We start from the raw sequence: 11,800 nt of genomic DNA, 5'->3' as shown, positions 1-11,800 counted from the left end.
GCGCCGGGGAGTACAAGCCTTTCGTGGGCCTGCGTGGCGGGATGGGCATTGAAAAAGCCGCCCGCTACACCCAGCCTGGTTCCAGCGAAGCCACCACCGACATCAAACCGGGCCGCGAAACGCCCGATCCGCTGCCCGATTGTGTGGTGAACCTGTACGCCCGCTGGGAAGTCGATATTTGGCACAAACTGCAAAACGCCAAACAAGCGGCTGCCCTGCGGTACTTGTCTTCGCAGGAAGGCCGGAACTTTACGACGACCAACATCGTGGCTGAAATCGCCACCTCTTACTACGAACTGTTGTCGCTCGACGCGCAATTGGCCATTCTGCAAAACAACATCGAGATTCAGAATAATGCTTTGAGAATCGTGCGGATGGAGAAGGAAGCCGCCAAAGTAACTGAACTGGCCGTGCAGCGGTTTCAGGCGCAGGTACTTGACACCCAAAGCCTACAGTACGGCATTCAGCAACGAATCACTGAAACGGAGAATCGGATCAATTTCCTGTTGGGCCGCTACCCGCAGCGCATCGCCCGCAGCAGCGAGAACTTCGAGAAACTCGTCCCCGAGGTAGTTCGCGCGGGCCTGCCCACGCAACTATTGTCCAACCGCCCCGACATCCGGCAGGCCGAACTGGAACTAACCGCCGCCAAAATCGACGTGCAGGTAGCCCGCGCCAACTTTTACCCGTCGCTGGGACTGTCCGCCGACCTGGGCCTGCGGGCTTTCAACCCGATCTATCTCGCAAAACTACCCGAATCACTATTGGCGTCTTTGATCGGCGATTTGGCCGGGCCTCTGGTCAATAAGAACGCTATTCAGGCTACGTACTACAGCGCCAATGCCCGGCAGATTCAGGCGATTTACAGCTACGAGCGCACGGTTCTGAATGCCTACATCGAAGTGGCCAACCAACTCTCGAATATCGGCAATCTGCAAAACACCTACGACCTGAAAGCGCAGGAAGTGCAGGCGCTTAACCAGTCGATCACGATCTCGAACAACCTCTTCCGCTCGGCCCGCGCCGACTACATGGAGGTACTCCTCACGCAGCGCGACGCGCTGGAATCACGCTTCGACCTGATCGAAACCAAGATGCAGCAAATGAACGCAACGGTGAATGTGTATCGGGCGCTGGGAGGAGGGTGGAATTAAGGTAGTTGGTAGATTTTTTGGTTTGGCGAAGCACTGAACCGGTGTTAACTTCGATCTCTTGACCAAAAACATTACATTCGGGAAAAGAACCATTATGGCTATAAGGACTTCAATATATTTCCCGCAATTGTCCCAAACCTTCGTCCTATTTCTCGCGCTACTGACGGCCTCCGCTCACGCCCAGCACAACGCCCCCAAACAAATCGTCCTCGACCTCCGCGCGCATGAGAACAACCCCCGCAACAGCGAAGGCGACTTCGTTACGCTCAAAGACGGCCGCATACTGTTCATTTATGCCAAGTACCAAGGCGAAGGCGGCAGCGACTTCGCCCCAGCCGATTTGGTGGCCAGATACTCGTCAGACGATGGCGAAACCTGGACAACGGAAGATAAGGTAGTTGTGGAGAATGAAGGCCAAATGAACGTCATGTCTGTGTCGCTGCTGCGGCTGCGCGATGGCCGCCTAGCGCTGTTCTACGCCCGCAAGAATTCGCGCAGCGACAACATTCCCTACGTCAGGTACTCGACCGATGAAGCCGAAACTTGGACCGAACCACGGCCCTGCATCACCGACCAGCCGGGCTACTACGTGATGAACAACGACCGCGCGACTCAACTGAAATCCAGGCGGATCATCTTGCCCGTTTCCCTGCACAAAACCCCGACGACCGAGTGGAGCAACCGGGGTACTTTGCGCTGCTACTACTCCGATGATGCGGGAGTAAACTGGCAAGGGGGTCAGGAAGTACCTAACCCAGACAGTGTAATCATACAGGAGCCGGGCGTAGTCGAACTGAAAGACGGGCGACTGCTCATGTACATGCGGGCCAATGGTGGCGTGCAGTACTTCTCGTACTCGCAAGATCAGGGCAAAACATGGAGCCAAATCGAGCCGAGTACCATCGCTTCACCGATTTCCCCCGCTTCGATGGCGCGCATTCCGATGACCAACGACCTGCTGCTGGTCTGGAACAACAATGGCGCGAAGGGACCGGGGTACTTTAAGGGGCAGCGCAGTCCGCTCACGATGGCTGTCTCGGACGACGAGGGCAAAACATGGCGGCATTTGCAAAACCTCGAAGACGATCCCGAGGGTACTTTCTGCTACACGGCTATTCAGTTTGGCTTCGATGAGGTTCTGCTCGCCTACAGCCGGGGAACTGGCCTGCCCGACCTGCGCATCGTCCGGTTGAAATTAGATCAGCTTTATGATTAAAAAAAAATAACCTCAAGCCACTGAGAACAAAGATTTTATTTGATGAATATTTAATTCTTTTTCTTTCCTTTGCTGCAACAAATGGAGGTAGTTTCGCGTAGAGATTTATGAGTCGAAAACCAACCCTCTCCACACTGCCGAAGGCGAAGATTATTAGTGGGCCTTCGCACCTAAGGATACCAAAACTGATTACCTCATTTCTTTCCTCCATCTTCCTTTTCTCCTTGACAAGAAAACATGGCCTGGACCGCAACCCGAACCCAACCCCTCGCTCCGGCAGACATCGCTCATTTCCTGCGGCGGACTGCCTTCGGGGCTTCGCCCGCGCAGTTGAAAGCGTACAAGGGACGCACCGCTGCCGAGCTATTCGATACTTTGTCCAAGGTGCCTGCCCCGCCTCCGCCCACTGATTCGGACGGTAAGACTTTTCACGATCTGGGTTGGGGAGCTCCCGAAACCGATCAGCAGAAGCGGAATCAACTGGATAACCAGCGTCGCTTGCAAGTCAAAAAGTGGTGGCTGGGCCTGATGCTCGATCCGCAGCGCGGCTTTGCCGAGAAACTTACCTTGTTTTGGCAGAACCACTTCGTCACCGAGTCGGACACTATCCAGGACGTCCGCTTCCAGCACCGGTATCTGGAGACTATTCGCCGCAACGCACTGGGTAACTTCCGCACTTTCGTGATCGACATCACCCAGGATCCGGCCATGCTGCGCTACCTTAATGGTACCGAGAACACTAAGGATAAGCCTAATGAAAACTACGGGCGTGAACTCATGGAGCTATTCACGCTGGGCCGGGGCTTTTACACCGAGTCCGATGTGAAGGAAGCCGCGCGGGTGCTGACGGGCTGGAAGGCAATCAACTACCGCAATGCGATGACGGAGGTGATTTCTTCGCGGTTCCTTGCCGGGCAGCACGATCAGGATAAAAAAATCTTCTCCGAAAATTTCCAGAACAAAACCATCGAGGGCCGTCCGGGCGATAAAGGCGGCGATCTGGAACTTGGGGAAATGGTGGATATGATCTTCGCCCATCCCGAGTCGGCCCGGTTCATCGTTCGTAAACTATACCGCTGGTACTTTACGGGCGAAATCAGCGATGAGGTGGAGAAAAACTTTATCGAGCCGCTGGCAGTCGGCTTTCGGAAAGACCGCGAACTTAATCCACTCATCCGGCAGATGCTGACCAGCGACCACTTTTTCGACCCGGCTCTGCGCGGTGGTCAAATCCGCTCCCCGCTGGATTTTGTCATGGGTAGTTTTGTGGCCCTGGAAAATCCGGTGCTCTCACGTGAGAAGGAGCGTGAAAAGTACGATAACCTTACCAATAACCTGCTGTACCGCACTAAGCTCATGGAAATGGAGGTAATGGAGCAGCCCACCGTATTTGGCTGGCGGCCTTATTACGACACGGGCTACTACAAAATCTGGATCAGCGGCACCACGCTGGGCCTGCGGGGTAGTTTGACGGATACCTTAGTAAGTGGAGCCAACAGGTTCGGCGTTGAGGTAGATACCCTAGAATGGGTTGCTTCTTTCGTCAGTGAGCCCGGCGACCCGCTGGTGCTCGTGCGAGAGGTGTGGGGCATGCTTATGGCCGTGGAACCTTCGCAGGCGCAGCTCGATAACCTTGTGGACGACGCCCTGCTCGACGGAATCCCTCGTTACGAATGGAAGGAAATCTGGGACAAGTATAAGGACAAGGGCCTGGAAGACGATTTGCGAAACCGCCTTAATCCTTTGATAACGTATATGCTTCGTCTGGCGGAATATCAACTTGCTTAGTTTAAACTGTCAACTAAAATGAAAAGACGTTCATTCCTACGAACCTCGTCCTTAACCGCACTGCTGCCCTGGACTCTGAACGGACTGGGGGCGCGGGCCTTCGGGCAAGAGGCTTCGTCCTTTTTGAGCGCCCTCGGCACTACCGTCGACGCTAACGACCGCGTACTGGTGGTGATCCAACTCAATGGCGGTAACGACGGGCTGAACACCGTCATTCCGTTGGATCAGATGGGGACGTACCAGAAAATTCGCGCCAATATCGCCATCGAAGAGGCCAAAGTGCTGAAACTACGTTACCGCGAGCAGGCCGGACTGCACCCGTCGCTTAAAGGGTTTCAGGATTTGTATAACGATGGCCGCCTGTCGATCGTCGAGAATGTGGGTTACGAAAACCCCAGCTTCTCGCACTTTCAGGCCAACGACATCTGGTTCAAGGGCGACGGCACGCCCAACGACACTACTTCGGGTTGGCTGGGCCGCTACCTAGAGGAGCGCTTCGCGGGTTATCCCAATGGCTATCCCAACGATCAAATGCCTGATCCCCTGGCGATTCAAATCAGCGCGGTGGCTTCGACCGCGCTGCTGGGACCGAAGCAATCGGTAGCCTTAGCCATTCAGGATGTGGACACTTTTGCCCGGCTAATCGGCGAAAAACCCGCCGCGCCGCCATCGCCCAACCTGAACGCTCTGGCCAACGACTACGTAGATTTCGTTCGCAGTCAGCAGACGCTTTCAGTCGCCTACGCCGACCAACTCAAAGCCGCCGCCAGCAAGGGAACCACCGGAGCCAGTTATCCAGCGGGTAACCGCCTGGCCGACCAGCTCAAAGTCGTATCGCGCCTGATCAAAGGCGGCTTGCGCACCAAAGTTTATTACGTAACGCTGGGCGGTTTCGACACTCACGCCAACCAGCTCATCCTGCACAATAATCTGCTCACGCAGTTAGCCGAGGCAACCAAGGCCTTCCTGGATGACCTCAAAGCCAATAAACTAGATGACAGGGTGGTAGGTATGACGTTCTCGGAGTTTGGCCGCCGGGCTTACTCCAACGGCAGCGCGGGTACCGACCACGGTTGGGCCTCGCCGCAGTTCGTATTCGGCCACGGCATCAAGACCCAGTTTATCGGCAATAGTCCCGACCTAAGTAATCTGGTCAAGAACAACATCGCCATCGAACACGATTTCCGGCAGGTTTACGCCAGTCTGTTGCGCGACTGGTTCGAGGTGGACGAAGCCACGGTGCGGGCCGTTCTGCTGGGGGGGGATTATGAAGTAGTTCCCATTTTCCGCGAAACCATCACCGCCGTCGAACCGACTTCGGAAATGGTGGTCGTTTACCCCAATCCTGCTACCACCGAGGCCCGGCTGGTGTGGCCAACGGGAGAGGAGTTGAAACAAGTCGAGTTGGTCGATCTATCGGGCCGCATCCAGCCCGTTCCGGTGCAGTTGCTGGAAAAAAACGAGGTCGTGCTGGACTTGCGCCGCATCCAGCGCACCCAGTATGTTGTCAGATTACAAACTACGCGTTCGGTGTACAGCCGGAAGTTGTTGGTACAATAGAAAAAGGTTAAAGGTTAACGGTTAAAGGTCAACTGGCGTTCTACCCTATCCCGCGCAGCGTCCGCTTTTGCCAACGATTGAAGGACGCGAACCGTTAACCCTTAACCTTTGACCGTTAACCCATTAAAAACCCGGTGGCACGTCGTCCTTGCCTGTCCCCCACTTGTTGCCCGGCTTTTTCCCCATGACCAAAACCAATTCTCCGCCTGCCGTGAGTTGCTCATGTGAGAGGTAGGTTTTAGTGAAAACTTTACCGTTCAGCTTCGCTGATTGGATGTAGGGCGCATCGTCGCTGTTGTTTTTGGTGGTGATCTTGAATGTCTTCCCATTGTCGAGTTTGAGAGCCATTTCTCCGAAAACCGGACTACCCAGCACGTAGTTCGGCGTACCGGGGCAAACTGGGTACAGCCCCGCCATGCTGAACGCCAGCCAGGCCGACATCTGACCACCGTCTTCGTTACCACTCAGGCCGTTAGGGGTAGTTCCGTACTCTTCTTTAATGATTTTGCGTACCTGCTTTTGCGTCTTCCCCGGTTCGCCCGCGTAGGCGTAGAGGTAGGCGATCTGGTGGTTGGGTTCGTTGCCGTGCCAGTAGTAGTTTTGCTGAAAAAGTGTGTCAAGTTTATCGACAAATGCCTTGCGCCCACCCACATGCTGCATCAGCCCGGCCACATCCTGAGGTACAAAAAATGTGTACTGCGCTGGGGAACCTTCGGTGATAAAGGAGGCACGATTGACGAACGGATCGAAGTCAGCGCTCCAGCGACCATCGGCGTGGCGACCGCGCGCGTAACCCGTGCCGGGGTCGATGACGTTTTTGTAATTCAAAGCCCGCCTGCGCAGTAGCGCGGCGTCTTCTTTATGGCCCAGCGATTGCGCCAAAGTCGATAAGCAAAAATCGTCGTAGGCGTATTCCAACGTTCGCGAGGTTTGTTCGCGTTTGTGAAAGGCTTCCAACACGTTGTCTTCCAGCGGCACATAGTTATATTTCAGGTACGAGTCCAGTGCCCGGCGGCCTTGTCCGGCGGCGTAGCTTTCGGGGTCAGTATTGGGTTCGAAGGCATTTTTTCGGAGGTACTTATATGCCTTTTCCACGTCGAAGCCGCGGACACCTTTGGCGTATGCGTCAGCCATCGTGCTGAGAACATGGTCACCGACCATCGCGGCGGTGTAGCTGTTCCAGCAGGGAAATATTGGCATCCAGCCACCTTGCTCGGCTTTTATGGTCAACGATTGCATCATAGAGTTGGCTTTCTCGGGTTCCAGCAAGATGTGCAGCGGCATGGCTGAGCGGAAAGTATCCCAAAGGCTGAAATCACAGTAGTAGTCTATTCCGTTGGTGTTGCGGATAGGCTTTCCTCCCGCGAAAGAAGGGTAGCTGCCATCTGCGTCCGAGAAAAGGCGGGGCGTGAGTTTGGTGCGATACAAGGCGCTGTAAAAAAGCGTCTTGTCTTCCTTGGAACCCTGTGCGGTCATTTTGCCCAAAGCCTGATTCCAGATGGATTCGTTGGCTTTCTTGACTTTTTCAAAATCAAAATCGGGCATTTCTGCTTCCAGATTTTTCCGCGCCGCTTCGAGGCTGGTGAAGGAAGTGCCGACGCGTACGGTCACGGCTTGATTTTTTGTGCCAAAAGAAACGTAGGCGCCCATACTTTCACTCCGCTTTTTGCTGCCAATCGCGGCGTTGGTATTAGCTTGAATGGCATCGTCGCGCCAGGTGCCGTACTGGTCGAACGGCTTGTCGAACTGCACGACAAAGTACCCACTGAACCCGGCAGGCTCACCCGAGCCCTGATAAATGCGATGGACGGGATTGTAGCCTACAATTTCGCCTTTCTCAGGGAAAATCTCCACGAAGCCTTCACCTTCATCGCTGTTGGGTTCCAGAAGAATTGTGTGGTTTCCGTTACTCTTGAAGTTGAACCGCAGAATGCCACAGCGGGCCGTGGCGGTCATTTCGGCTTTGATTTCGTAATCGAGAAGCTCTACCGAATAATAAGCGGGCGTAGCGATTTCCCGGTCGTGCGTGAACCGCGAAGCCCGCTGTTGGGGAAGGGTCTTCAAGTCGCCCGAAACCGCCATAATTGTGGCCGTGCCGTAGTCCTGAACGCAGCCACCATTGAGCCAATGCGTTCCCCGAAAGCCCTGTATTTTAGTGTCTTTGAAGTAGTAGGGGGACACACACTTTGTTTCGGTTGCCTGAGTTTGGGGTGTCCACTGTGTCATGGCGTAGGGTGTGCCAACGGCGGGCATGGTTTGGCCCTTCAGTTCGCCGCCGCTGGTGCTGTGGCGCTGGGCGCTGCCCGCCGAGGCAGGCTCGGTGCCGATCAGCGTATTGGCGTAAGTAATGGGAGCCTGAGCGTGGGTATTTACCCCCACAAAAAGAAGAGCTAAACTGAAAAGAAAAAAGGCGCGTATCGGCATTGGTACCAATTGTGTTTTTATGAAAAAATCAAATTTCGTATCTTGTATCTATTCTAAAACATCTCCCGGCTGGATTATACTTTTCTAGACCAGGAAGAAGCCATTCTCAACTATCGAACAAATTGAACATACACGTAATAGACACCGGATTTTTCAAGCTTGATGGTGGAGCCATGTTCGGCGTCGTGCCAAAAGTGCTTTGGCACAAGCACAATCCCGCTGATGTCAATAATCTCTGCACCTGGGCCATGCGCTGTCTTTTGATAGAGGACGGCGACCGTCTGATCCTGATCGATACGGGCATGGGAGATAAACAGAGCGAGAAGTTCTTCAGCTACTACGAGCCGCACGGTGAGACCACACTGCTGAAATCCATCAAAAAAGTGGGTTTCCTACCCGAAGACGTGACAGATGTCGTGCTTACGCACCTGCATTTCGACCATGTCGGTGGGGCAGTGGTACGCAAGAACGAAAAACTACGTACTACTTTTCCGAATGCCATTTATTGGTCCGACGCTGAGCACTGGGCATGGGCATTGGCCCCCAATCCGCGCGAAAAGGCTTCTTTTTTGAAAGAAAATATTGGGCCCGTTCAGGAATCGGAGCAACTACAGTTTCTCCCAGAGAATTCACCTTTTCCTAATCTCGACTTTATTAAAGTGAAAGGCCACACTGAACAGATGATGTTGCCCGTCATCAATTATAAGAATAAAATCCTGATTTACGCCGCCGACCTCATCCCCTCTTCCGCCCATGTGCCATTGCCCTGGGTCATGGCCTACGACGTGCGCCCCCTGCTCACAATGCAGGAAAAAGCGAACGTCCTGGAAAGGGCCGTCTCCGAGAATACCATCCTGATCTTTGAACACGATTCTGTCTACGAAGCCGCCACCCTGGAAAACACAGAAAGTGGCATTAGAATAAAGGAAAAGGGAAAGTTGCGGGACTTATTGTAAATCGTCTGGATGTTGAGAGAATTAACAAACCAACGATCCTCCTCGTTTAATACCCTCTAGACTAGTCAGTCGGCTCACAGCAAGGCAATTCTGGGTAGTTAGCGCGTTTGACGAATAGTACGTAGACCGCTCACCCGAATCGCTCAGGCACTTCAACATCAAACCAACGCACCAACAACTATGACAGGACTCGTATTATCTGGCGGAGGGGCACGGGGCATTTCGCATCTTGGCGCGGTGAAAGCACTGTACGAACACGGTATTCACCCCGACATTATCAGCGGGACCAGCGCTGGGGCCATTACCGGGGGCTTACTGGCCTACGGCTACGCACCCGAAGACATCCTGGAAATGATCCTTTCTACGAGTTTCGTTCGCTACGTCCGTCCAACTTTTGGCGGCAGTGGTCTGCTCCGTATGGATCGCCTGGAAGAAATCTATCGAAAGTACATCCCGGAAAATACATTTGAGTGCTTGAAAACACCTTTTGTTGTGTCAGCGACAGATATTTTTGCGGGCGAGACGGTTTATTTTCGGGAAGGTGAACTGGCGCGGCCTGTGCTGGCGTCGAGTTGTCTGCCAGGACTTTTTGCGCCAATGGAATACCAGGGGCGGCATTTGGTGGATGGCGGTGTACTAAGCAACATGCCCGTCGAGCCGCTGGAAGGCGTGGCTGACTATATCATCGGCGTACACTGTAATCCGTTCAAATTACTGCATCCGCCCCGCAATACCCGCGAAGTGGTGTACCGCAGCCTGATTTTAGCGGTTCATGCTAAGACGAAAGAACGTTTTGAAAAGTGTAATCTGCTACTTGAAGCCCCTCAACTGGGTGATTTCAGTGTGTACGACCTCCGCAAAGCCCGTGAATTGTTTGTATTGGGTTATCGTCACGCCCAGCAAGTACTACGCGAAACGCCTGTTCTAGCCTTGCCTTGACTGAGTATTTTCTGAAAAATCGAAATCTCACATTTGTACATTTCAAATAGTGATTACGCGGCAAGCATACTGTTGTTGTATTAAGTATAGTAGCTACAAGTTGATAAATGACCGTGAAAAACTTTGTCAAATGGCTCCAATGGCCTTTTTATAACAATTTTGTAACCTGAGAAAATAAGCCACTTCCGAATAATATTCTATCCACAAGGTGGATTCCTTGTATAATCTTTGGTGTAATAAATTTAACAGGTAGTCTTTGGAATGTGTTCTCGATCTATTACATTTGCATTAACGATTACCATATTTTTAACCTAAATTAATTCGTAAATGAGGAAAAATCTACTGTTGAGCATCGTATTGGTGTGCTCGACTTGGGCGGCTTCGTTCGCCCAAGACCGGAAAGTTACCGGCAAAGTGACTGCTGCCGAAGACGGTAGTGCGCTTCCCGGCGTATCCGTGGTTGTTAAAGGCAGCAACACGGGTACCAACACCGATTCCGATGGAATGTACTCCATCAACGTGCCTTCTGCCAGCACTACGCTGGTTTTTAGTTTTGTGGGCACTGCCACCCAGGAAATCTTGGCGGGCAACCGCTCCACGGTTGATGTGGCCTTGGCCTCCGATACCAGGAATTTGCAGGAAGTGGTCGTGACGGCCCAGGGAATTGTCCGCGAGAAGCGAGCGCTGGGTTACGCGGTATCCACGGTGGACAAGAAACTCATCGAGGATCGTCCACAGGCCGACGTAGGACGTGTTCTTCAAGGCAAAGTAGCTGGCGTGAACATCACCCAGACTTCTGGCGTATCGGGTACCGGTACCAACATTATCATTCGTGGGTACTCGTCTATCTCGGGTTCTAACCAACCGCTGTTTGTGGTAGACGGAGTTCCATTTAACTCCAACACCAACTCGCGCGGCGGATTTACGGGGGGGGGGCAGTCGGCATCAAGCCGCTTTCTTGATTTGGATCCGAATAACATCGAAAACATCTCGGTATTGAAAGGCTTGGCCGCCACCGTTACGTACGGCGACCAGGGACGCAACGGCGTAATTCTGGTTACGACCAAAAACGGATCCAATAAAGCGCGTAAAACCGAGCTCACAGTGACACAATCGGTATTTGCCAACGAGGCGCACCTGCCTCGCTACCAGAATGACTACGTGGGAGGATTCCAGCAAAACCTGGGCTACTTTTTCAGTAACTGGGGACCCACGATCGAGGAAGCCAAAATCTATCCCTCGCAGAATACCAACAGTGCGCTGACCAACCACCCCTACGCCTTTTTGACCACGGCGGGTGGCCTGCGTGCCGCAATGGCCCCCTATGTGGAGTCGTTGGGAGCATATCAAATTCAGACTTTCCCAAACAACGTCAGTGACTTCTTCAGAACGGGATTGATCTCAAACACTTCGCTCAATATTTCGGGTGGAGGAGAAAAGGTGAGCTACAACCTCTCGGCGGGTTATAACGATGAGAAGGGATACATTCCTGGAAACGGCCTGAGGAGGCTCAATCTCGGACTCGGTATGAACGCGCAGTTGAGCAAGAAACTCTCGGTGGTGACTTCGTTCAACTTTGCCAACACCGATCAGTACTCTCCTCCCCTGAGCGGCGGAACGGGTAACAACGCCCTCGACTTCCCGTCGATTCTGGCCAACGTGATGTACACGCCTCGCCAGGTGAACCTGATGGGCTGGCCTTACGAAAATCCCGTCACGGGTGGGTCGGTTTATTTCCGCTCGGGCAACGACATCCCCAACCC

8 protein-coding genes are annotated in these 11,800 nt (G+C 53.4%); 7 read left to right on the top strand and 1 reads right to left on the bottom strand.

Translation table 11 applies throughout. The features are described from left to right. The 4 genes from ACEW8P_RS11625 to ACEW8P_RS11610 all read left to right on the top strand — a co-directional run. On the top strand, positions 1 to 1,154 hold a 1,154-nt coding region (locus tag ACEW8P_RS11625; protein ID WP_373513249.1), incomplete at its 5' end, for a TolC family protein. Positions 1,155 to 1,281: 127 nt separating this feature from the next. Next, complete coding sequence (locus ACEW8P_RS11620) at positions 1,282 to 2,370, top strand: sialidase family protein (RefSeq protein ID WP_373513248.1); 1,089 nt, start codon at positions 1,282 to 1,284, stop codon at positions 2,368 to 2,370. Positions 2,371 to 2,607: 237 nt separating this feature from the next. After that, positions 2,608 to 4,158 carry a DUF1800 family protein gene (locus ACEW8P_RS11615; RefSeq protein WP_373513247.1) on the top strand — a complete coding sequence of 517 codons (1,551 nt, stop codon included), beginning with the start codon at positions 2,608 to 2,610 and terminating at the stop codon, positions 4,156 to 4,158. Positions 4,159 to 4,176: 18 nt separating this feature from the next. Continuing rightward, positions 4,177 to 5,718: a DUF1501 domain-containing protein gene (locus ACEW8P_RS11610; RefSeq protein ID WP_373513246.1), complete on the top strand. Its 1,542-nt coding sequence runs from the start codon at positions 4,177 to 4,179 to the stop codon at positions 5,716 to 5,718. Positions 5,719 to 5,841: 123 nt separating this feature from the next. Here the strand turns inward: ACEW8P_RS11610 and ACEW8P_RS11605 are convergent, their stop codons facing one another. Beyond that, positions 5,842 to 8,142 (bottom strand): GH92 family glycosyl hydrolase, encoded by a 2,301-nt coding sequence (locus tag ACEW8P_RS11605; protein WP_373513245.1) that lies wholly within the window; start codon positions 8,140 to 8,142, stop codon positions 5,842 to 5,844. Positions 8,143 to 8,264: 122 nt separating this feature from the next. Here ACEW8P_RS11605 and ACEW8P_RS11600 point away from each other — a divergent pair, with 122 nt between their 5' ends. The 3 genes from ACEW8P_RS11600 to ACEW8P_RS11590 all read left to right on the top strand — a co-directional run. Beyond that, positions 8,265 to 9,098: an MBL fold metallo-hydrolase gene (locus tag ACEW8P_RS11600; protein WP_373513244.1), complete on the top strand. Its 834-nt coding sequence runs from the start codon at positions 8,265 to 8,267 to the stop codon at positions 9,096 to 9,098. 180 nt (positions 9,099 to 9,278) lie between these two features. Next, positions 9,279 to 10,037: a patatin-like phospholipase family protein gene (locus ACEW8P_RS11595; RefSeq protein WP_373513243.1), complete on the top strand. Its 759-nt coding sequence runs from the start codon at positions 9,279 to 9,281 to the stop codon at positions 10,035 to 10,037. Between the two features lie 327 nt (positions 10,038 to 10,364). Next, positions 10,365 to 11,800: TonB-dependent receptor plug domain-containing protein (locus tag ACEW8P_RS11590; protein ID WP_373513242.1), on the top strand; the 1,436-nt coding region annotated here is incomplete at its 3' end.

Origin of the sequence: Persicitalea sp. (assembly GCF_041751555.1) — a bacterium.
In the GTDB taxonomy this organism is placed as follows: Bacteria; Bacteroidota; Bacteroidia; order Cytophagales; family Spirosomataceae; genus Persicitalea.
This window is presented reverse-complemented; position numbering and strand designations above follow the sequence as displayed.